The organism is Mesorhizobium sp. WSM4846, from assembly GCF_055811415.1.
The window spans coordinates 1-19947 of the sequence record NZ_JBVVPZ010000045.1; the positions used below are offsets into that span (position 1 = coordinate 1).

The following is a 19947-nucleotide window of genomic DNA, read 5'->3' on the forward strand; positions in this document are numbered from 1 at the left end:
CACCCTGCCCGCCCCGCTTCAAGCTCCGAAGCATGCATCCTCTTAATTACCGCGGCCAACGTCATGTCAGATAGTTTTCCGCCGCGCACGGCAGGAAAGATAAGATCGGTGCCTTCAAATCGTGGTGTCGCCTTAAGCAATCTCACCGCGGCTTTTGACAACGCAACACGATGTTCTTTGCCTTCCTTCATTCTTTTGGCCGGGATCACCCAAAGCGCTTCATCCAAGTCTATTTCTGGCCACGAGGCGCCACGCGTCTCTCCGCTTCTGGCCGCATTCAGGATTGTGAATTCGAGCGCTCTCGCACCCATGCCACCGACGCCACGCAGTTTCTTGACGAACGAAGCAACGCGACTGTACGGCAGCGCAGGGTGATTGTTGGTGTTGGTCAGAGCGTCCGGCTTGTGGAGTACATGCTCCAGATTGCCCTTCCATACGGCCGGATTTTCGCCCGTTCTCAAGCCCTCAACCTTCGCTGAGTCAAGCACGCGCTCAATGCGCTCGCGCAGCTTTTCAGCAGTTTCCTGCTTTACACCCCACAGCGGTCGAAGGACGGACAAGACATGTGGCACGCCAATCTCGGCTATAGCGGTTTCGCGGATCGGCCCTGCATGAACGGTCATGGTGTTTCGCCATCCCGCCTCAGTCTTGGCGCCGCGCCACCGTCCAGCCTTGACCGCCGCGGCAATGAAGTCGTCCGCGTATGGCCCGAACGTCTTTACCTCAGCCTTGGCCTTAGCCGCCTCGATCGCCTCTACACCGTGTCTGTGCTCGATTGGATCGATGCCCTGCCGCACCAGCGCGCGAGCAGCCTCAGCCTTCTGGCGAGCGTCTGCCAGGCCAACACTGTGCAGCGGCCCCAGCCCCAACTCACGCCGCTTGCCTGCGAAGCGATAATCAAAGATCCAGTATCGACCATTCCCCTTGGTGACGAGCCACAGCCCGCCACCGTCGCGCAGCTTGACTGACTTGCTGGCCGCGATGGCCTTCACCGTCAGAACGTTTCTCGTATGCTTGCCCATGTCTTCCCCGCTTTTTCCCCGCTATTTGGGTGTGCGCTATAGGTAACCAACATAGACGATATGGGCAAGAGGAATGTTGGTATTCAACGGCTTATGCGGTGCGGGGTGGTCGCTATGGGTTACAATGGATATTGAAATGTATCCGGCCCGGGGAGCCAACATTTTCAAGCACTTAGATACCAATCTGAACTCTGCAATTTCGCAGGCAACTCGCTCTGGGCTACATTCCGGGCTACATCTGAGGCAACGAGTGACTTTCGCGTTTGCTTTCGTCACTCGACGATTGGCGTTCGTCGCAGCTGACCGGCGCTTAAGCGGTGCGCCCGACGCGCATGGCCTTCTAGCTACCAAGCTGTGCAGCCTTGAGACGTCCGACGGTCAAGGTTTCATCACTTACGCTGGCGCTGGCGCCAGGTCGGGCCGAAAGCCGTTCGAGGTCAGTGAGTGGATCGAGCGCGTTTTACGTGGTGCCAACCGGACATTAAATCAGACCTTGTTGGAGATTGCTGCTGCTGCTGAGGAGCAACGTTTGGATAGCCATGCTGCTGGCCACACTTTCGGCTACGCGGGCTTCGTGGACGGGAAACCCAGGTTGCACGCGATCACATCGCGAGATGAAATGCGAATGCGGGTCAAAGACAAGAACTCGCCGGTGGACACCGGAGGCCACACCAGGTTTCGGGTGATGAATTTCAACCTCAGCGACCGAGTAAACAATTTTGCGCTCGCTCTTGGGAGCGGTGCCCAACATTTCCCGCCGCACGCAATTATGCAGATGATGGCGAGGCAGTCTGCCAAGGCTCGCACGAAAGAAGTTGCTGCGGATCGTCTTTGCGCGTGATTTAACCACATCAACCGAGAGATCAGCGCGAAAGAGTCCGCAACTGTCGGGCCTGAGGCGGTTTACGCATGGAAATTCGCCGGAGGCGGAGGTGCGCACATTGCCTACGATGCCAACGGCCAGCGGAGTAACAACGCTGGCTTGTTGCCAGCAATTTCAAAAGGCTTCCCGCTGAACTAGTTGCTCCAGCCAATGTGGGACCAAATGCAACTGCGAATGAAAGGGTGGAAGCCGGGGGATCCTCCGCCGGTACCTTTCCGCGAGGACTTGGAGGAATTGAACAAGATCGCCCGGTCGATCGACACTAGACCGCAACGAAAATTCTAAAGACACCCCGCCTTGGTCAAATAGCCCGCCACCGTGAGGCAGCGGGCGCCGTATGACCGCACTCTGCTTGACCTTCAGGCAGCCCTCGAATCCGCCGGGGTCGAGTTCATCCCCGAGAATGGCGGCGGCGCCGGGGTGAGGTTGAGGAAGAAATAACGCGGAAATCGTCAGCGCGCCCTTGCACTTGAAACTACACTTTTATGCGATAACCCTTTATGCGGATTGCTCTGGCTTGCCTTTGCGCCAGATCGGCGCGATGCTGCCCTTGGGAGTTGTCAAAGGAGAGATCTCCAGCAGCACACCGCTACCAGGAGGTAAGCGATGGGTCCTTTGGAAAAGCCGCCTTATGTGCCGACAGAGATTCATGTCGGAACGGTCACGGACAAGATCGGCAATCTCGGAATCCTCTCAATCCAGACGACAGAAGGCCGCCTGGATGTTGCGCTTGACCGCCAGGCAGCGGAGGCGATCGTCAATGCCATTAGCGCAATTCGGAGGAAGCTTGCATCGAACCAAAGCTAGTGGCCTAGTCGTTCAACATTCTGCCGGTAAAAGCTTTCTAGTGACTTCCGCTTTTGCGGTTGGAGGGGCATCAACTGACACGGCTTTGGAGATTTCCTGATGCACCTCGTCATAGCAGCACTGAGATGGCAGTCCAATCGTTCGAAGGCAGCACTGCTCCTGGGATCGGCACTTTTCGCCGCTAGCGCATCCGTAGCATGGGCCGATGCTCTTGAGGTTTTGCAAGGCGTATGGGTCGGGGAACGCACCGACTGCACGAGGGTGTTCGAGAAGATCCAGGGGAAAGTCCGCTTCAAGGACCGTACCTATGCGTCCGAGCACGGTTTCATCATTACCGGCAACAAGGGAAAGGGCCCGGTTGGGGGCGCCTGCACGATCTCGCAAGTCAACGAGGAGAACGACCGCTTCTCCGCCCTATTAACCTGTGCGGACGCTGTTGTATCCCGGAACTTTTCATGGTCATTCCGCATCATCGACGCAACCCACTTTGAGCGCTTTGATGCGATGGTTGGTGCCTTTAAATACAAGAAATGCGCGTTCTGACTAAAGCGTTGAACAAGCCTGCCCGACACCCACTCATGGAACCGAGTCTAGGCTCATCCGATTTGAGGGCTAGAGGAACCGAACACAGCCGTTTTGCTAAGTTAGCAGCGATGCTTGAGCGGCCTACAGTCTTCCCAGCCGGCGAACCTACCCCGTTTGCTGGTTAGGCCCGGAGGCCGGCTGTTGGTCACCCCCAATAGTGGCTGTCGGGCCGCTCGAACTTGCGGTGATGGCTGAAATGCAAAAAGCCCCGCCGCTCCATTTGCGAAGCGGCGGGGCCCCCCACTCGCCCCGATGCTGACCATGCAATTGCGGTGCCAGCAGCAAATGACCCACTGTGGGACAGGCCCACGGGCGACGTGGTTTTTCCGTGCCGTACAGAGCCTCGCCAGCGTGCGTTCCCGCTGGCCGCTGTCCTACACCGCCGAAGCACCTCGCGCGTCCTGGCGGCCCCTTGTGCCAGCGCCGGCACTCACTCTTTTAGGCATCAAATTGACTCTAGGCTCATCCGATTTGACAGCCAGGGGAACGGAACCGTGACCATTTTACTAAATTACAAATGATGCATTTAGCCGCCTATCGTAGAAGTAGCCGGCGACCGTCCCGCAGACGCCCCCTCGCCGGTCAGGCCCAGCGGCCACCCGCCCAACTCCAACTGACTGCTGGGCCGCCCATTGACTCTCGCTCTCGCTACTCAAAGCTCGGGCTGCGACGTGCACACCTTCGCCGTGCGTAACGGAAACTCAGGCGCTATAGAAAATACCTGCCAGCGAGGGCGTACCATGCCAAGCCCAACATTGAGAGCACATACAGAACCAGGAACGGAAGCACGGGCGGCTGGCTGTCTAGGACGGCGTCAGCTTCTTCCCATTCCTCAACCAGATTGCGATCCCGCCACGCCTCCGTGACCGCGAAACCGTCCGGCCCGATTTTACCCTCGATCTCTCTCGAAATTCTTTTCGTGATATCGGCTAGGATCACTGGATCCTCGGGCAGGTTGCCCGGAAACCACTCAGGAAGATTGTCGCCATCGTTCTTGTCCATGGCGCCAACAATGTTTCTGCCCCACTTATGTTCCAAGTTGCTGAGCAAGATGGTGGCTGCCGAGCGAAGAAAGCACTGCGCCTAAAACTTGTAGTACGCCCTATCCACGAGGGCGAAGCACTTGCGAAGGGAATCATTGGGACCGTCGCAAGGCTAGAGCGCCGCGACAGCGAAAATCCGTGACGCCTAAGCTCGGCGACGCTCTTCGGACCCCAGCCCTGCCCTGAGTGCCTCCAGGCTGTTCGCGCCATTTCTAAATAGCAACATGACTAGCCACGCGGCGTCGTCACGGCCTTGCTCGTCCGAAATCCCACGAGTGAGGCAATACTCGTCCAAAGCTTGGCGAAGAATGCTGAGCTGTTCCGGGTCAGCTATTCCTGTGAAAGGCATCGGGCCAACTCCCTTTTGCGTTAGGGCGAAAGCGATCGACACTTTCAATCGCCCCTGTGCCGTTCGAAAGCAGGCGACGGTTTATTGTACGAGATCGGGCAGAAGAGTCTATTCGGAAGTTGGTGGAAAAGCCCGCCTACCGCTTGGCAGCGAGGGCCTTTGCTTCCCGGAGCAGCGATGCCCAATGGAGCCCGAGGAAAAAGATAAGCTCTCGGGCCTGTTCTTCAGTAATGCCGGTTTCTTTTACCAACCGTCGAACGACGACTTCAGGGTTGTTCGACGTTCTGTCCTGTTCGTCAGCCATAGGAGAAACTCCTTACGTTGGTAACTTCGCTATCTAGCGCTTGTTCCCAAGCGCGTGACATCGCTCGGCTTATTGCCAGAGGCTGGCGCAACGGAAACTCAAAGCGCGCTATGGAAGATACCAACTAGCGAGGGCGTACCCTGCCAAGCCCAACATAAAGAGCGCATACAGAACCAGAAACAACGGAACCACGGGCGGCTGGCTGTCGATGGCGGGGTCAGCTTCTTCCCATTCCTCAACCAGATTGCGATCCCGCCTGGCCTCCGTGACCGCCAAACCGTCCGGCCCAATTTTACCGTCGATCTCTCTCGAAATTCTTTTCGTGATATCGGCTAGGATCACTGGATCCTCGGGCAGGTTGCCCGGAAACCCCTCAGGAAGATTGTCGCCATCGTTCTTGTCCATGGCGTCAACAATGTTCTCTGCCTCACTTATGTTCCAAGTTTCTAATGTGAAATTTTGACCAGATCCGGCCACCTCAACGGCGTGGTAAGGAAAGGCGGCTGTCGGGGAACGACACAACCAACCCTCAACCAGCCACCCAGACAAGCAGTGCGACGCCGATGAAGAGCATGGCCCGTTGGGCCTGTCCTAAACTTCTAGGCTGATTTGCCGGACGCCGATCACGTCCATGCACATCATGAAGAACGCGGCGGTGAAGCTGCCCCGGCTTATCTTGTTGGCCAGATTGCGCTCGCTCTCGTGCGCCCCTCGTTCATTCAATTTCTCGGCGAGCAGCGCATAGGTTATGCCCCGGCGTTTCAACTCGCCCTTCAGAATGTTTTTTGCTTTTTCCTCATAGAACGCGGTGGGGGAAACATCGTCGGACATCATCATCCTGCGAAAAACATCGCAAATGATGATGTACCCCCTTGCATCTGCTGATTCAAAGTCCCACATCCGATGTGCAACATCATCGGATGTGATATGTCTCGGCGCTTTTTCCTCCTTGTGGTTCTTTTCCTCAGCCCTCATTGGCCATGGCCGGGAAGAACGATGCCGAGTGGAACCCGCCCGCCCGCTTCGATCACGCCTATACCGGCCAGTTGACCGTGCGTTATCTGCCTCAGAAGAAGGTCGTCGCGGCTTGCGCAAAGCTGTTTGCCGAATACAAGGTTGCGACGAGGTCATCCTTTACCCAGCGCGGGTGCTCAGCGATCACCGGCAAGACAACCTACACCGTGATTGTGATCGACAAGACCTTTGGGCTAGCTACGCCGAAGGCTGTCCTTCGCCACGAAATCGGCCATTGCAACGGCTGGTCGGCGAGCCACCCTGATTAGTACTTTGGGAACGACTGCAGGAGCATCGAAACGAGCGCGCTCCTGCTGCTCGTAAAACTGACCACACGGTTGCTCTGCAGCACAGTCGGATGATCCCAGCCCCAACTTCTCGTATGGCTGCCCTGGGTGTCCTCGCCCTGCTCTGTCAGATTGGTCCAGGTGATGTTGTTCGTGTTGCGCTTTGCACTTCGCCGTAACGGCGTCGCTACCGGCCAGGAACTGCTTTGGCGGATTGTCCATGCCGGCGATTTTCACAAGGGCGTCGCCAAGTTTGGCGGGGTCACCCTGCTGCTTGCCGTTGTAGCCGGACCACATGGCTTTGGCGCTGCCTTCTGCAGCATAGTCGTCGATGGTGCTGCTGCCGTACCTGGCGTTCTGATCATCGAGGAGGTCGGTGCGGAAGAAGCCCGGCGCGACGGCTGTGACCCTGATGCCGAATTGAGCGACTTCCTGAGCCACCGACTGCGAAAGGCCTTCGACGGCGAACTTGGCGGCGCTATAGGCTCCGCAATGCTTGAAGCCGATGATTCCGGCGAGCGAACTGACGTTGATAATGTGTCCTGAGCGCCGCTTGCGCATGACCGGAATGACCGCACGCATGACGTGAACCACGCCGTGCAGATTGGTCGAAATCAGCCCATCGATTTCAGCGGTGGTCAACTCTTCGAAATTGCCGAGCAGGCTGTAACCGGCATTGTTGACCAGAACGTCGATGCGGCCGAACGCCTCCATCGCCTTGTCGACGGCCGCCTTGGCCTGAATTGCATCGGCCACGTCCAACTGGACGACCGCAAGTCTGTCGCTGGCGACACCACGCAGGGCGTTCCTTATCTTGTCGGGATTGCGGCCGGTGGCGACCACCCGATCACCTGCTCCCAGTGCAGCCCTGGCGGTTGCGGCGCCGATGCCGCTGCCAGCCCCGGTGATGAACCAGACTTTGCTCATATCCAACTCCTGTTTTCGATGAACAGGAAGTTTAGGTGATGGCGCGCCGGCCGATTAGACGGCATAATCGGCATGAAGTTAGAAATCGCATTGCTAAATGGTCGGTCCGCCCGTTATTCCCTGTATCGGAGAGCGTCGACCAGAAGCGTGAAGGCGGCAGTATGCTGCCGCCGGCTTGGATAATAGAGGTGGTATCCAGAATATGGCGGGCACCAGTCTTCCAGCACCCGGACCAGGCGACCGTCCGCAACATGCTGGGATATCTGGTTTTCGAACGTGTACACCAAACACAAGCCATCGACCGCGGCATGCAAGAGCATCTCGTTGTCGTTGAAAATAACCGGTCCATTGACCCGGACCTCAAGTTCGACACCGTCCTGTTCGAACTCCCAGGCATAAAGGCCGCCCCCGGAGTTCTGGCGATAGCTTGCGCATCGGTGTTCGCTCAACTCGCGGGGTGTCTGCGGGGCGGGACGATTGGCAAAGTAGGCCGGGGATCCCACGACTGCCATCCTGACGTCGGGGCTAATCCGGACCGCAACCATGTCCTTTTGCACGTGTTCGCCCATGCGAATACCGGCGTCGAAGCGCTCTGCGACAATGTCGGTGAGACCTTCATCGACATGGACCTCAACCGTGATGTCGGGATAATTCTGCAGCAGTTTCGACAATACGGGCCACAGGACAGTTTGGGCGGCATGCCGGAACGTGGTGATGCGGATCGTGCCTGCAGGCTTGTCGCGAAGCGCCGTGAGCGCAGCAATTTCACTGTCGATATGGTCGAATGCCGGGCGCAGGCTGATAAGCAGCCTTTCGCCTGCCTCGGTCAGCGACAGGCTGCGCGTCGTTCGCGAGATCAACCGCACACTGATCCGTTGTTCGAGCATGCGCACCGCATAGCTGAGCGCGGATTGGGAGAGGCCGAGCTTCGCGGCCGCGCGTGTAAAACTCCCCTCCTCGGCAACCGCGATAAACACAGCCCATTCGCTGAAGTCGCCTTTTCTCACCTATAAACCTCATTTCTGTATCCATGAGGATTATGGCGGATAATCAGCATGCCTGTCTCGTCATATTTATGCTCCGCGCAGCCCCGACGGCACGAGTCAGCATCAGGACTGCCTGGTACTGCGCGGATTCCGAACGCCTCGATGGCAGCCGAGCGCCGACAAGGCGTTATCTGCCTTGCTCGCTGCCGGAACAGCAAGCAGCGAGCAGAAGCGGTCTGGCGTAAAAACGGCTACGTCAGATTGAACGGCAATTGACGCAGCGGTTTTCCCGTGAGCCGTGCTATTGCGTTGGCAAATGCCGGCGCCAATGGTGGCAAGCCGGGCTCGCCCATGCCCGTGGGCGGTTCGGCGCTAGGGACGATGTGGATGTCGAATTCCGGCACGTCCGTGATGCGCGCCACCGTATAGTCACTGAAGTTGCTCTGCTCGACGACGCCGTCCTTGAGCGTAATTGCAGAGCCTGCCAAGCACATCGACAAGCCCATGATCGCCGCGCCCTGTACCTGCGCCTCCACGGTCAGAGGGTTGACGGCCAGATTGCAGTGAACCCCGGCCGTGACCCGATGCAGTTTAGGCTGTCCATCGGCAACAGAGGCTTCCACCACGTAAGCGACCACTGAGCTGAAGGACTCGTGCACCGCCACACCCCAGGCCCGCCCCTCGGACAATTGCGTCTTGCCATACCCGCTCTTGTCAACGGCCAGTTGCAATGCGTCACGATGGCGGATGTGCTGATCGCCGAAGAGCTGCATGCGGTAGGCTACAGGGTCTTGGCCGGTTGCACGCGCTATATCGTCGAGCAGGGTCTCCATCACATAAGCCGTATGGGTGGAGCCGACGCTGCGCCACCACAGAACCGGCACGTTGTCCTTGGGATGATGCACGGTCAGCCGCATTGGAAGCGGATAGGGAGCCCGCATGCCCTCCGTCGTGGCGGCGTCGATGCCATTCTTCACCATGAACTGCTCGAACACGGTTCCGGTAAGTATCGACTGGCCGACGATGCTGTGATCCCAGGCCAGCACCTTGCCTTGATCGTCAAAGCCGATGCGGGCGCGGTGCAGGTGCAATGGACGGTAGTAGCCGCCCCTCATATCGTCCTCGCGGCTCCAAAGCGTACGGATCGGTGCATTCAGCCCCGCCGACCTGGCGGCCTTGGCTATTTCGCAGGCCTCGACCACGATGTCGGAGGTGCTGGAAAAGCGCCGACCGAAGCCGCCGCCCGACATCTGCACGTTAAGCACGACCTGTTCCGGCTTGAGGCCGAGCGCGGCTGCGGCAGCGGCGGCATCGGGTCCGGCACTTTGGCTTCCCATCCAGATCTCGGCACGACCATCGGCAAGCCGTACCGTGCAGTTCAGCGGTTCCATCGCCGCGTGAGCGAGATACGGGAACACGAACTCAGCTTCCAGCTTCAGCGGCGCCGTTTCCAATGGCACCATGTCGGAATCGAACTGGCGCGGGCCGGGGCGAGTGGCCATCTCGCGATAATGCGCGAGTTGCCGTTCGCTATCGACCTTTTCGACGGCAGATGTGTCCCACTCCACCTTAAGGGCATCGCGGCCCTGAGACGCCTGCCAATATCCGTCGGCCACGACGGCCACGCCCTCGGCACCGCGATCCAGCGGCACGCGCAGGACGGCCTTCACGCCCTTGAGGGCGCGGGCTGCGCTGTCGTCCAGGGTGGCTATCTTGGCTCCGAAGACCGGAGGACGAGCCACCACGGCCGTCAACTGTCCCGGCAGCTTGAAGTCGATGCCAAAACTCTGTTGGCCGCTGCTCTTGGCTTGAGCGTCCAAACGCCGGGTGGGCTGGCCGATGATGCGGAAATCCTTGGGATCCTTCAGCGCAATCTTCTGCGGCACTGGCAAGGCCATGGCCGCCTCGGCAAGCTCTCCATAACCAAGCTTGCGGCCATCGGAGGCCAGAACCGCGCCGGCCTCAGTTCGCAGAGTGGACGCCTCCACATTCCAGCGGGTCGTCGCAGCCGCCAGCAGCATGGCGCGAACACGAGCACCCAGTTCGCGATACTGCGTAAAGCTGTTCTTGATTGTGTTCGAACCGCCAGTAAGGTGCATGCCGAAGAGCGGATCGACATAGGCCATGTCATTGGTGCCGAGTTGGCTGCGCACCAAGTTCCAGTCCGCATCGAGTTCTTCGGCAAGGATCATGGGCAATGCCGTTTGGACGCCTTGACCGAACTCCAGCCGGTTGATTGTGACCGTAACCTCTCCATTGGGCGCGATGTAGACAAATGCAGAGGGCTGCTCGGTCGGCTTCAGACTGGCTGCCGCCTCATCGGCGTCGGACGACTGCGCGACTGCCAAATCAGGGAAAATGCCGACAGCCAGGCCGAGGGTCCCCGTCAGCTTGAGAAAGCTGCGGCGTGGCATCGCCTGGACCGTCGTTGAACGGCCCCGTTCCATGATGTACTGCAGCGCACGCGGCAGCTCTTTGTGATCCATGTTGGGGAACATATGCGTCTCCTTCAGACGAGGGTGCTGGCGGCGTCGGCTATAGCGGCGCGGATACGGGCATAGGTTCCACAGCGGCAGATGTTTCCGGCCATGGCGGAGTCGATCTCTTCGGCGGTCGGCTGCGCTCCGGGCGACAGCGACGCGAGCAAGGCCGTCGCGCTCATGATCTGGCCGCTCTGACAGTAGCCGCATTGTGCCACGTCGTGCCTGACCCATGCAGCGTGGACAGCCGCGCCGACACGGTCGGTGCCGTCGGTTGTCTTTTCAATCGTGGTGATCTTGCCGCTTTCAACGGCGGAAACCGGTGTGCTGCACGAGCGGATTGCCTCGCCATCCAGATGCACCGTACAGGCGCCACAGAGCGCTGCGCCGCAGCCGAATTTGGTGCCGCTCATTCCTAGCGTGTCACGCAGGACCCAAAGGATCGGAGTTTCGGGGTCAACGTCAACCTCGTGCTCTCGCCCGTTGATATTCAATGAGATCATGGCCGGTAGGTTCTCCTGGGTTGCTCCACCCGAATAGGCTTCCCAAAGCGGCCTGGAGCTTCCCGGCCGACTGAGACATTGGCAATCTGGTGGCTAGCGCTAAAGCTAGCTCGCCGGGCGATTCTGGATTAGACTGCGCAATTTGCATGACCTTAGAAACGTGGTTTCTGAATGCGTCACACAGGCGAGGCACGTCCGCGTTTGCGCGGTCAGCGCCGGCATTGCCGTTCACTGGGATCGAATAGCAGTAGATGCGCCAGTTGCGGCGAACGGCCCTGAAAAGGACTGTTGCTTCCGCTTCGAAAGATCAACACCTCAGGCCGCCAAACGTTCAGCGCTGTGCATAAACCCTGCTAGAGTGGATTGAATCCGACGCTTGGTACCCGCCCGAGACTGTCCCCTCACAGATCGGGGAAGAGTGGCGCGGCCCTAATCGTTGCAGATGTTTGGAAGGTCGCCATAGGTGGGAGGCGGCGGTTGCCGCGAGGTAGTTGCTGCCTGCCCGAGCCGAGAACTGGACAGCCATCAAGGCTTCCAGATGTCATTCCACTACCTGAGCGGTTTCGACATCGATTCGGTCGTGAATTTTCCCATCATGACGGAAACTGATCCAGCTGATCGGAATGTAGGCGAGATAAAGGACAGTCAGAACAACCAGAAACTCGCTGGGGTAGAGCACGACGGCCGCAACCAACCCTGCGACTGCTAAGAACAACGCAATCATCATCCACTTGGGGACTTGGCAAGCCCACTTCTTCCCGGACTGTTGAAGGCGAATACGAGTGTCGTTGTCCAATGCGTCGTCGGAGCAAAGCGGGTCCGTTGCCGCAGGTCGCAGAGACTGCACGTGCTCAGGGTTGGAGGCCGGCGCATGGCGGCGGGCGGGTTCGAAAACGATGCCCGCATTCCGGGATGCAAATTCGAGTCTACTGCGACAAGGACTTCAGGTATGCGACAATATTCTGTCGGTCCTCAGGCTTGGACACGGCCATCGTCATCGTCGTTTTCGGAACAACCTCGCCGGGCGCCGCTAGAAACCGGTCCAGCGTTGCCTCGTCCCATACCAATCCGGACGACTTCAGGGCTTTCGAATAACGGTACCCCTCCATAGATCCGGCCGGCCGTCCGACAATACCGCCGAGGCCGGGGCCGGCTTTTTTCTGGTCGGCGGTTGAATGACAGCCTAAGCAGCGTTGAAACGCCCTTTGCCCCGCGCAGCATCTCCCTCCGCAAAGGCAGGGACAGATACCGACAGAAGGGCCAAGGCAGAGGACGCGACGCAGAGCAGAATTCTTTTCAGGCGAATTGTTCCCGAATTGGACGGCCAAAAAGCCTAATGAAAGAGATGATCCGACTTCGATTTGCTCAGGCTTCTATCTGGCGACGATAACCTCTGTGCCAAAGCCGGATTAGCTGGCGTTCGTTGCTTAAGCCCAGAAGTGCGATTTCTAAGTACGCAGTTCCGATCCGCGAGCACGCCGCTCCAAATCGGCGATCGCGCGCAGGTAATGCCCCTCGAACAAACAACGTTGGAAGGGAAATCCCCGGAGGCATAGTCAGGCCCGGCGAACTTCCGCGATCACGCCATAACCGATCTGGCAAACTTTGCTACGCTTCCTTCGTGGCGAACCCCAACGCCGCCTGGCCGGCGCCAACCTAGGCAACCCCACCTCCCCCGCTCCCTGCGGCGCCGGCCATCTTTCCGCTGATGCATGTCGCGCAAAAGCACGTCCTTGGGGTGGAACCGAGGGTGCGCAGCGGTTTTGCAATACGGCGCGCATAACTTCAAAAACCCTAAGCGCGCCGCATGCGTCGCATGGGTCCATTCCAACGCGACGCGCTTTAGGCAGCTACATCGGTTACGCCGTCACGCCACCGCGACCGGTTTTCTGTGCCGTCATCCAGGGCATAGCTGCAGAGACGTCCTCGAGTATTTTGGCCGATCTCGCGAAGCCGGCGAAAGCCTCGCGTGCAACGGAAATGGGAACCTGGCCATCATAGGCGCGCTGGCAGGCGCGAAACGCCGTGTCAAAGATTGGCCCTCTGCGATTGTTCGGCCATTCCTGCAGGAACTCGAAAGCATCGGCCAAGCATTCGATTTCCTCCACCATGAACTCCCCTTTCCTGACGAAAACAGGCCGGTCGAAAGTCCTGTCGTTCATTACAACCTCCATTCAACTGAACGAGTGTTTGAGCTTCCACGAGAGCCGTGAGCGACGGCCGCGGAAAATATGTGAAGCGCACTTTTTGCTGTCAAGGAACGGCCAATTCGGGACTGAAGCAAACCTCGAGTTCGGTTTCATCGGGAGCGATGGCGTGCAGACCGTCCTCAGCTGTGGTTTGCAGCGGCTCAGTCCGGCGCGCCTGGACGCGGCTTCCGCGCCCGGTCAATTCGCCTGGAACAAAACATTCCAGAGGTGGTTTTCCCCATGAAGGGACAGACTTTTCGAAGGAGACGTCTCGTGAAAAAAGTTCTGATCACCAGTATGCTGGCCATAGGCGTTGGCTGTGGCGCAGCATTCGCTCAGGAACAGCAGCCGGCCCAAAGCCAGTCCGGCACCGACTGCCCGGCCGGCTCGGCCGGTTGCCCGGAAGGTGCGATGGCCGAACAGGGTAAGGCCGGCGCCACCACCAAGGAGCAGGCTCAAGGCAAGGCGAAGATGCAGACCGACGAGCAAGCCCAGGGTAAAGCCGGCGTAACCACCGAGCAGCAGACTCAAGGCGAGGCTGGCGCCACAACCGAGCAACAGGCGCAGGACAAGGCCAAGACCCAGACCGAGCAGCAGACCCAAGGCGAGGCTGGCGCCACGACCGAGCAACAGGCGCAGGACAAGGCCAAGACCCAGACCGAGCAGCAGACTCAGGGCGAGGCCGGTACCACCACAGAGCAGCAGACCCAGGGCACTACTCAGTCACAGGATGAGACGGAGACCGGCGCGATCAGCAATGTGACCGTTGAACAGAAAACGGAAATCACCCAGATCCTCAAGGAGGAAAAGGTCGAACCGGTTGCCGACGTCGATTTTGACATCTCAGTGGGTGTCGAGGTTCCGCGGCAGAGGGTTGAGCTGCGTCCTCTGCCACGGCGAATCATCGAGATCGTCCCGGCTTACGAAGAGTACCAGTATTTCGTGTTGGCCGATGGCCGTATCGTCATCGTCGACCCGGATACATTCAAGATCGTCCTTATTCTGGCCTGACGCCCTAGTTCGGGCTAAACGAGGGGTCCGCTGCCCCCACGGCGGACCCCTCGTTTGGATGGACCAGTCTCTGCCACCAAAGGCACGGCTATTACGCCTGTTCAAACTGACAGGCTTTCTGCGTGTCGAGGTTTCTTCAGCCGCTTCCCACCTGGATTACATCTGGACGGCGTCCTCCCTGCTCAAAAGGCCTGAGCTAGGACTTCGGTCTGGCCGCTTGCCGACCATGGGCTGGCCCAGGCAGTGCTTTGGTCCGGGACCCCTATGGCAAAAGCCTGAAATGGGGGAGTTTGTAGGAACCGAGCTCCTGCTGGCGTCGTTGCGATCCCGACACCGTGACAGGAGGCTGCAATGGACCCCAGCATTCACCAGGCACGTTGGCTGCTTTTTCCGATATGTGGCCTGGCGTTCGGGGTTGCAGCCGTTGGGCTTTTCATCGGCTGATGAGGTCCACCGATGAAGGCAATGCACTCGCGCAGTCATGAGTCCCTTCCTGCGCCAGCGAGACCCACCGGTTCTCCCCCTCGAGACTGGTGGGTCTTGACACAGCCCGATGATGGCGAAAGCCTGATAAATCGGTGCAGTTCAGAAGATTGGCTAGGGCGAAGGATTGACTTGGGCGAATTCGAAATAGGCAGAGATGCAACATAGGGCGTGACGGTAAAAGGATATTCTGGCGTGCTATTGGCAAATTCATTGATCACAGACGCAATACGGCCGCAGCGCCCGAAGCATTGTGAGACAAGAGTTCTCGCCTGTGCGCGGCCTGCCCGGCCTCAATCGCAGCGCAGTCTCAAATCTCTTCGAGGGCTTCGCGTCGCCATCCGCCTGAGCGCATCGGCCTTGGTTCTCGTCGTCAGCCCCTACCGTGTGGCACAGGACGGCCTGTCCCTGACGCTAAGCCCACAGGCCGCCTGGGCACAAGGGAACTCTGGGAACGCTGGGAACTCAGACTCCGGCAACTCTGATTCCGGCAACTCCGGCTCCGGCAACTCCGGCTCCGGCAACTCTGGCTCCGGCAACTCAGGCTCCGGCAACACTGGCTCCGGCAACTCAGGAGACACTGAAAGCCCCGGCAACTCTGGAAACGCTCCTGGAAATGCCACAGACCCTGGAAATGCCGCAGCCCCACAGGCCACGGACCCGAACGGCAATGCGAACGAAACAAAAGCACTGAACGTCACTCCCCCGACAAATCCGGCTACCGCGCTAAATCCTGGCAACAAGCCCAAGACGTATATCAACGTGACCACTGGAGACCGGATCGAGGTGCGCGGGGCAAGCGTGGGTGTGGTGCATTCCAACGGGCTGAGCGAGCGCATCGACGGCGGCCATTACGAGATGCGCGATGCCATGGGCCGCACCATCATTCGGCGGCAGGCAAAGAAATCCGATCGGGCAAGACTGCTCCGGATGATCGAGTGATGGCGCGTTCCACAGGCCGCAAGGCTGTCTTGCTTCATGCAGGATCGCGGACAGGCGGATGCTGATGCTCGGTCGCGTCGCGCAATGTCATCGCGGCTTCGGTGCGGTTGCTCACATTGAGCTTGGCCAGAATCCGCGTCATGTGATGCTTTATGGTTTTCTCGTGCAGCTTCAGCTGAAGACCGATCCGCTTGTTGCTCAATCCCGCGGCAACGAGCGTCAGGATCTCTCTTTCGCGACTGGTGAGTTCGGCCAGCACGTCGGGTTTCTCGATCGCGGTTGATTGGCTCGACAAGTCGACCAACACGCGCGCCGACAATTGCGGGCAAACATACCGCTCGCCCATCGCCACCGTGCGCAGTATGGCGGCCAGGGTTCTCGACCCGACACCCTTCAGGACGTAGCCTCTTGCCCCGCTCTGCAAGGCGGTCATGACGTGCTGGTTTTCCTCCGAAACGGTCAGCATCACGATTTTCAAATCCGGGTGCCGCTCCAGAGCCGGCTCGATCGCGCTGAGGCCCCCTCCAGGCACCGAGATGTCCATCAGCAGAATATCGAGTTGCTGGTCTTCCGATATCCGCAAGGCGTCATCTCTGCTGCTGCCTTGGGCAACGATCTCGAACCCGCCGATCTGCTCGAGGGTGCGCACAACACCTTCCCTGAACAGCGGATGGTCGTCCACAATGGCGAGCTTTATGGCCGCTGCCATCACGCCTGTCCTATTTCGACTGTGTTGAGAACCATTTTCACCACCGTGCCATCCTGTGAAGATGTTACATCAAATTGGCCGCCGAGGCTTTCTACCCGCTCACGCATCCCGATGAGCCCCAGCCGTTCAGGATGGATGATCTTCGGGTCGAAACCTGGGCCGGTGTCGGAAACCTCGATAGAAACGCGCTCCCCGTCGAAATGTTTCGCGACCGATTGACCGGCACCCCCGGCATGGTGGAAGCCGTTGTTCAGCGCCTCCTGAATGAAGCGAAAGATGCAGATCTTGGCCGCTGGCGATAAGGGGGTGTGTTTCCCGGTCATGGACAGCATCACTTTGACGCCGGTCCGCTCTTCGTGCGCTCGCACGGCAAGCTCGAGGATTTCCGTCAACTCGGCATTCTCGACATGCGGCAGCATAAGACCCTTGCTGACATTCCTGATTTCTCGCATCGCATCGTCCAGATTCGCTTTGACCACCTGCAATTCGCGCGCGCGCGCCGCAGCCGGCGTGGCAGGATCGGCTAGCACGGGGCTGTCAATCCCTAGCGCAGCGAGGGCAACCAGTTGCGCCGGCCCGTCGTGCAGGTCCGCGCCGATCCGCCTGAGGTAACGCTCGTTAAGTGCCGTGGCGCGCTGCGAAGCACGCTGCACCCGCAGCCTCAACATTCTGTTTTGAGCAACCAGGACGGAAAGTTCGGCAATGCGCTGCTTCAAGGAGCGGCTCTGCGAACGAATCGTGCGGCTGCCACGAAAAACGATCACCGAAAGACCGAGGAAAAAAACCGCGGTGACGGCTGCGACATCGAACCAGGTCCGAACCAGTGCCTGCCGGAGATCCTTCTCAAAATCGGTGGCGATCTCGTCGAATTCCAAAACAGCCACGACTTCGCCCGACCATGGCTGAAGCATCGGATTATAGATTTCAAGAAGATGCAGGCCGCTGTCCCTCTCAGCCTGGTTGTCATAGTGCCTGTCCAATTCAGCAACGATGTCGCCGGCGAATGCGGCCCGGAGATTGTCGCTGAGTGGAAAGCGCTTCCCGGCCAAATTCTTATTGCTCGAATAGAGGATGGTGCCATCGCGGCGCCATAGCTTGAACGATTCGAGCCTTTTGCCGAGCGCGCCTTGTCCCAGCGTTTCATCCAGCGCGTGCGCAACGCTCTCGTCCAGCATCTCGCTCCTGCGCATGTCGGGAAGCAGCGGCGCGATGACGCTGTCGACGTAAAGAGCGGTAGAGGCGGCCGAGTTCCGGGTGACCGCGGCTTCAATCTGGCTTGTCACGGACATTCCCACCACGATCATCGCCGACAGCGAGAACAGCCCGCCGGCGAGCAGAAACTGAGTGGCCAGCGACAGTGCATTCCACCGATCGAGCAATCTTGTCGGTCTGTATGGCGCCATATCTCCCCATATCCCCACCGGCCCGGTCGGCGGCGCGTCGCGCCAGCGGCACGATTCGAGAGAACCAGCCAATCTGTCGTCGAACGACGCTAAATGACGCCATCTTTGATCTGCACCGATCAATAACAAGGGAACTTAGGGCTTGCGGGCTGGACGAAAACCGCAACCTTGCGGTTTTTTGCGCAAGCGCCACTGCCATGGTTGAGCGAGGCAGCAAATATGACTCCTCAACCACGTGCTGCCGGCACCGATCGCCCCTGGCAGCGCGGCGCGGCGGAAGGTGCGGCGGCTTTCACTTCCGGTCGCGCAATGCTCTCACCGCTTGCGTAAGGGTCACCCGATCGTTGCCGTTCTTTTTGATCAGCCTGCTGACCTGGCTGGGCGAAACGCCATTTTCTCGCGCGAAATGCTCCACCTCGTAATACTGGTCCACCGAAAGGCGGTCGCGGTCGAGAAACGATCGATCTTTGTTGTTGTCGTCCATTTCCGTTTTCCCACTAAAGCTCGTTTGAACATTGGACGCAAACGAGGGACCACCCGCCAAATCGAGGAATGGCGGGTGGTCCCTTATCGGCGCAGGAAGGGACTTAACTGCGCAGATATCTTCGTCCATCAGCCACATCGTTAAGTCGGTCGTTCATCAGCTGACGACTATTCCAATTGCCAGGAAGGCAATGGAGACAGCGAAGACCGGTGCAAGTAGCCAGCGGGCTTGGTGAACACTATTCTCCATCGATTCCTCCCGTGACGCACGGCGAGCAACGAGTGCTGGCAGTCGTGGTTCCGGGCCACACGCCATCGTCGCCCTTTGCGCACGACAGTTCAGACTTAGGTCCATCGGCACGGCGTCTCTGGTCGGACCGAAGCCCAGCCGCGGAACGTTTGCAGCTGTCTCGTTGTTGAAGGTGAGCTTGGCGCGACGAAGATGCGTCCCAGCGCAAGACAGCTCATCACGAAGGAAAAACTTATGGGAATGCATCTTTCCACTGCAGCCGCAGGATTTCTGCTGCTGGCAAGTGTCGGCGCCGTGGCTGCCCAGGACGTGATCATCCAGCCCGAACAGGAGACCGTCATCAGGGAGTATGTGAAAAAGCAGCCGCTCGCCTCGGTGAACCTGCTTGGCGTGGAGCTCAATATCGGCTCGGCGCTGCCCGAGACGGTCGAGCTCCATGAAGTTCCCGACGTCCAATATCGCTACGTCGTCGTCGACAATCGGACCGTTCTTGTCGATCCAGGCACACGCAGGATCGTTAAAATCATCGATTGACTGAAATGGCCTGGGGAGGAGACGCCCGCCGCTTGGACTCGGCGGGCCGTCTTGCCGTTCCGCTGTCGCCTACGGTTCAAAGCGCCTACGGTTTCATAGCGCCCATGGTTCATAGCAATTGAAGCGTGCAGTCGGTGCGCCCCGAAACCCGCGGCATCGTCCTTTGGGCGCGACGCGTCAGACTTAGGTCCTACGCAAAGGCCTACCGAATCGGACCGAAGCCCAGCTAAGGAACGTTTGCGGCTGCCTCAAGTTTGGGTAAGCAAGGCGCTGATGCCGTCCAGCGCAAATGGGCTTACAAGTCACAGACATAAAGGAGGCAGTTATGAGAATGCATCTTTCCACCGCAGCTGCGGGCCTTTTTCTGCTGGCCAGCGTTGGTGCTGTTGCCGCTCAGGACGTGATCATCGCGCCTGAACAGGAGACCGTGATCAGGGAATATGTGAAAAAGCAGCCGCTCGCATCCGTGGAACTCCCTGGGGTGGAACTCAATATCGGTTCAACGATACCCGAGACGGTCGAGCTTCACGAGGTTCCCGACGTCGAGTATCGCTACGTCGTCGTTGACAATCGCACCGTTCTTGTTGATCCGGGCACACGCAAGATCGTCAAGATCATTCAGTGACCTGAACGCGAGGGGAGGAGACGCCCCCCCCGTGGAAACGAGCGGCGGGCGCCTATTGGATGGGCAGTGTGAAAAAGCGAACAATAAGCAGACTTTTAGATTACCCCGCCCAGGCCGCGCGGGCCCTT

23 protein-coding genes and 1 pseudogene are annotated in these 19947 nt (G+C 59.0%); 9 read left to right on the forward strand and 15 right to left on the reverse strand.

Annotated elements, in window-relative coordinates; translation table 11 throughout:
• Positions 1 to 1022 (reverse strand): tyrosine-type recombinase/integrase (locus AC0L15_RS27335; RefSeq protein WP_473497665.1); only part of this gene is annotated, 1022 nt, incomplete at its 3' end.
• 124 nt (positions 1023 to 1146) lie between these two features.
• Here AC0L15_RS27335 and AC0L15_RS27340 point away from each other — a divergent pair.
• From AC0L15_RS27340 to AC0L15_RS27355, 4 genes and pseudogenes are all read left to right on the forward strand, one after another.
• On the forward strand, positions 1147 to 1863 hold the full coding sequence (locus tag AC0L15_RS27340; protein WP_473497666.1) for a hypothetical protein: 717 nt from the start codon (positions 1147 to 1149) through the stop codon (positions 1861 to 1863).
• A 366-nt stretch (positions 1864 to 2229) separates the two neighbouring features.
• A pseudogene (locus AC0L15_RS27345) lies at positions 2230 to 2346 on the forward strand (XRE family transcriptional regulator); the annotation flags it as partial.
• A gap of 165 nt (positions 2347 to 2511) precedes the next feature.
• Positions 2512 to 2712, forward strand: coding sequence for a hypothetical protein (locus tag AC0L15_RS27350; RefSeq protein ID WP_287249127.1), 201 nt, complete (start codon positions 2512 to 2514; stop codon positions 2710 to 2712).
• A gap of 99 nt (positions 2713 to 2811) precedes the next feature.
• Entirely contained in the window at positions 2812 to 3255 is a 444-nt protein-coding gene (locus AC0L15_RS27355) for a hypothetical protein (protein WP_128246819.1), read from the forward strand.
• Between the two features lie 750 nt (positions 3256 to 4005).
• On the opposite strand, the gene AC0L15_RS27360 is transcribed toward AC0L15_RS27355, so the two are convergent.
• The 4 genes from AC0L15_RS27360 to AC0L15_RS27375 all read right to left on the reverse strand — a co-directional run bounded on the left by AC0L15_RS27360 (position 4006) and on the right by AC0L15_RS27375 (position 5968).
• Positions 4006 to 4299, reverse strand: a complete 294-nt coding sequence (locus AC0L15_RS27360) for a hypothetical protein (protein WP_128246820.1) — start codon at positions 4297 to 4299, stop codon at positions 4006 to 4008.
• A gap of 526 nt (positions 4300 to 4825) precedes the next feature.
• The gene (locus AC0L15_RS27365; RefSeq protein ID WP_287249128.1) at positions 4826 to 4993 is read right to left on the reverse strand and encodes a hypothetical protein; all 168 of its coding nucleotides are present in this window, start codon (positions 4991 to 4993) and stop codon (positions 4826 to 4828) included.
• A 108-nt stretch (positions 4994 to 5101) separates the two neighbouring features.
• Positions 5102 to 5398 carry a hypothetical protein gene (locus AC0L15_RS27370; RefSeq protein WP_473497669.1) on the reverse strand — a complete coding sequence of 99 codons (297 nt, stop codon included), beginning with the start codon at positions 5396 to 5398 and terminating at the stop codon, positions 5102 to 5104.
• A gap of 186 nt (positions 5399 to 5584) precedes the next feature.
• Positions 5585 to 5968: a DUF6471 domain-containing protein gene (locus AC0L15_RS27375; protein ID WP_473497671.1), complete on the reverse strand. Its 384-nt coding sequence runs from the start codon at positions 5966 to 5968 to the stop codon at positions 5585 to 5587.
• A 5-nt stretch (positions 5969 to 5973) separates the two neighbouring features.
• Between AC0L15_RS27375 and AC0L15_RS27380 the strand changes: the two genes are divergently transcribed.
• Positions 5974 to 6276 (forward strand): hypothetical protein, encoded by a 303-nt coding sequence (locus tag AC0L15_RS27380; RefSeq protein WP_473497673.1) that lies wholly within the window; start codon positions 5974 to 5976, stop codon positions 6274 to 6276.
• Here the strand turns inward: AC0L15_RS27380 and AC0L15_RS27385 are convergent.
• From AC0L15_RS27385 to AC0L15_RS27415, 7 genes are all read right to left on the reverse strand, one after another.
• Positions 6202 to 7221, reverse strand: coding sequence for an SDR family oxidoreductase (locus AC0L15_RS27385; RefSeq protein WP_287247197.1), 1020 nt, complete (start codon positions 7219 to 7221; stop codon positions 6202 to 6204). The genes AC0L15_RS27380 and AC0L15_RS27385 overlap by 75 nt on opposite strands.
• A gap of 113 nt (positions 7222 to 7334) precedes the next feature.
• Positions 7335 to 8228, reverse strand: a complete 894-nt coding sequence (locus tag AC0L15_RS27390) for a LysR family transcriptional regulator (protein ID WP_287247198.1) — start codon at positions 8226 to 8228, stop codon at positions 7335 to 7337.
• A 230-nt stretch (positions 8229 to 8458) separates the two neighbouring features.
• Positions 8459 to 10705 carry a xanthine dehydrogenase family protein molybdopterin-binding subunit gene (locus tag AC0L15_RS27395; RefSeq protein ID WP_287247199.1) on the reverse strand — a complete coding sequence of 749 codons (2247 nt, stop codon included), beginning with the start codon at positions 10703 to 10705 and terminating at the stop codon, positions 8459 to 8461.
• A gap of 11 nt (positions 10706 to 10716) precedes the next feature.
• Positions 10717 to 11190 (reverse strand): (2Fe-2S)-binding protein, encoded by a 474-nt coding sequence (locus AC0L15_RS27400; protein WP_091600597.1) that lies wholly within the window; start codon positions 11188 to 11190, stop codon positions 10717 to 10719.
• A 541-nt stretch (positions 11191 to 11731) separates the two neighbouring features.
• Positions 11732 to 11986 carry a hypothetical protein gene (locus AC0L15_RS27405; protein ID WP_287247200.1) on the reverse strand — a complete coding sequence of 85 codons (255 nt, stop codon included), beginning with the start codon at positions 11984 to 11986 and terminating at the stop codon, positions 11732 to 11734.
• A gap of 130 nt (positions 11987 to 12116) precedes the next feature.
• Complete coding sequence (locus tag AC0L15_RS27410; protein WP_287247201.1) at positions 12117 to 12518, reverse strand: c-type cytochrome; 402 nt, start codon at positions 12516 to 12518, stop codon at positions 12117 to 12119.
• Positions 12519 to 13049: 531 nt separating this feature from the next.
• A complete protein-coding gene (locus tag AC0L15_RS27415) occupies positions 13050 to 13352 on the reverse strand; it encodes a DUF982 domain-containing protein (RefSeq protein ID WP_023803628.1) in 303 nt (100 codons plus the stop codon).
• A gap of 300 nt (positions 13353 to 13652) precedes the next feature.
• On the opposite strand from AC0L15_RS27415, the gene AC0L15_RS27420 reads away from it, so the two are divergent.
• On the forward strand, positions 13653 to 14390 hold the full coding sequence (locus AC0L15_RS27420; RefSeq protein WP_473497676.1) for a DUF1236 domain-containing protein: 738 nt from the start codon (positions 13653 to 13655) through the stop codon (positions 14388 to 14390).
• A gap of 843 nt (positions 14391 to 15233) precedes the next feature.
• The gene (locus AC0L15_RS27425; protein WP_287247203.1) at positions 15234 to 15815 is read left to right on the forward strand and encodes a hypothetical protein; all 582 of its coding nucleotides are present in this window, start codon (positions 15234 to 15236) and stop codon (positions 15813 to 15815) included.
• Positions 15816 to 15849: 34 nt separating this feature from the next.
• On the opposite strand, the gene AC0L15_RS27430 is transcribed toward AC0L15_RS27425, so the two are convergent.
• The 3 genes from AC0L15_RS27430 to AC0L15_RS27440 form a co-directional block, all read right to left on the reverse strand.
• Complete coding sequence (locus AC0L15_RS27430) at positions 15850 to 16524, reverse strand: LuxR C-terminal-related transcriptional regulator (protein WP_287247204.1); 675 nt, start codon at positions 16522 to 16524, stop codon at positions 15850 to 15852.
• Positions 16524 to 17927, reverse strand: coding sequence for a sensor histidine kinase (locus tag AC0L15_RS27435; protein WP_287247205.1), 1404 nt, complete (start codon positions 17925 to 17927; stop codon positions 16524 to 16526). The genes AC0L15_RS27430 and AC0L15_RS27435 overlap by 1 nt, the downstream gene beginning before the upstream one ends.
• A 292-nt stretch (positions 17928 to 18219) precedes the next feature.
• Complete coding sequence (locus AC0L15_RS27440; RefSeq protein ID WP_128246898.1) at positions 18220 to 18411, reverse strand: DUF3606 domain-containing protein; 192 nt, start codon at positions 18409 to 18411, stop codon at positions 18220 to 18222.
• Positions 18412 to 18894: 483 nt separating this feature from the next.
• On the opposite strand from AC0L15_RS27440, the gene AC0L15_RS27445 reads away from it, so the two are divergent.
• Positions 18895 to 19194 (forward strand): DUF1236 domain-containing protein, encoded by a 300-nt coding sequence (locus tag AC0L15_RS27445; protein WP_287247207.1) that lies wholly within the window; start codon positions 18895 to 18897, stop codon positions 19192 to 19194.
• A 325-nt stretch (positions 19195 to 19519) separates the two neighbouring features.
• On the forward strand, positions 19520 to 19819 hold the full coding sequence (locus tag AC0L15_RS27450) for a DUF1236 domain-containing protein (RefSeq protein WP_031256955.1): 300 nt from the start codon (positions 19520 to 19522) through the stop codon (positions 19817 to 19819).
• Positions 19820 to 19947: the final 128 nt, after the last annotated feature.

What these genes read in the sequence shown, in the direction of transcription:
- AC0L15_RS27355 (WP_128246819.1), top strand. Translation starts at nt 2,812, where the DNA reads ATGCACCTCGTCATAGCAGCACTGAGATGGCAGTCCAATCGTTCGAAG.
- AC0L15_RS27440 (WP_128246898.1), bottom strand. Translation starts at nt 18,411, where the DNA reads ATGGACGACAACAACAAAGATCGATCGTTTCTCGACCGCGACCGCCTT.
- AC0L15_RS27450 (WP_031256955.1), top strand. Translation starts at nt 19,520, where the DNA reads ATGAGAATGCATCTTTCCACCGCAGCTGCGGGCCTTTTTCTGCTGGCC.
- AC0L15_RS27415 (WP_023803628.1), bottom strand. Translation starts at nt 13,352, where the DNA reads ATGAACGACAGGACTTTCGACCGGCCTGTTTTCGTCAGGAAAGGGGAG.
- AC0L15_RS27385 (WP_287247197.1), bottom strand. Translation starts at nt 7,221, where the DNA reads ATGAGCAAAGTCTGGTTCATCACCGGGGCTGGCAGCGGCATCGGCGCC.
- AC0L15_RS27395 (WP_287247199.1), bottom strand. Translation starts at nt 10,705, where the DNA reads ATGTTCCCCAACATGGATCACAAAGAGCTGCCGCGTGCGCTGCAGTAC.
- AC0L15_RS27340 (WP_473497666.1), top strand. Translation starts at nt 1,147, where the DNA reads ATGGATATTGAAATGTATCCGGCCCGGGGAGCCAACATTTTCAAGCAC.
- AC0L15_RS27435 (WP_287247205.1), bottom strand. Translation starts at nt 17,927, where the DNA reads ATGGCGCCATACAGACCGACAAGATTGCTCGATCGGTGGAATGCACTG.
- AC0L15_RS27375 (WP_473497671.1), bottom strand. Translation starts at nt 5,968, where the DNA reads ATGAGGGCTGAGGAAAAGAACCACAAGGAGGAAAAAGCGCCGAGACAT.
- AC0L15_RS27430 (WP_287247204.1), bottom strand. Translation starts at nt 16,524, where the DNA reads ATGGCAGCGGCCATAAAGCTCGCCATTGTGGACGACCATCCGCTGTTC.
- AC0L15_RS27360 (WP_128246820.1), bottom strand. Translation starts at nt 4,299, where the DNA reads ATGGACAAGAACGATGGCGACAATCTTCCTGAGTGGTTTCCGGGCAAC.
- AC0L15_RS27370 (WP_473497669.1), bottom strand. Translation starts at nt 5,398, where the DNA reads ATGGACAAGAACGATGGCGACAATCTTCCTGAGGGGTTTCCGGGCAAC.
- AC0L15_RS27380 (WP_473497673.1), top strand. Translation starts at nt 5,974, where the DNA reads ATGGCCGGGAAGAACGATGCCGAGTGGAACCCGCCCGCCCGCTTCGAT.
- AC0L15_RS27400 (WP_091600597.1), bottom strand. Translation starts at nt 11,190, where the DNA reads ATGATCTCATTGAATATCAACGGGCGAGAGCACGAGGTTGACGTTGAC.
- AC0L15_RS27445 (WP_287247207.1), top strand. Translation starts at nt 18,895, where the DNA reads ATGGGAATGCATCTTTCCACTGCAGCCGCAGGATTTCTGCTGCTGGCA.
- AC0L15_RS27350 (WP_287249127.1), top strand. Translation starts at nt 2,512, where the DNA reads ATGGGTCCTTTGGAAAAGCCGCCTTATGTGCCGACAGAGATTCATGTC.
- AC0L15_RS27365 (WP_287249128.1), bottom strand. Translation starts at nt 4,993, where the DNA reads ATGGCTGACGAACAGGACAGAACGTCGAACAACCCTGAAGTCGTCGTT.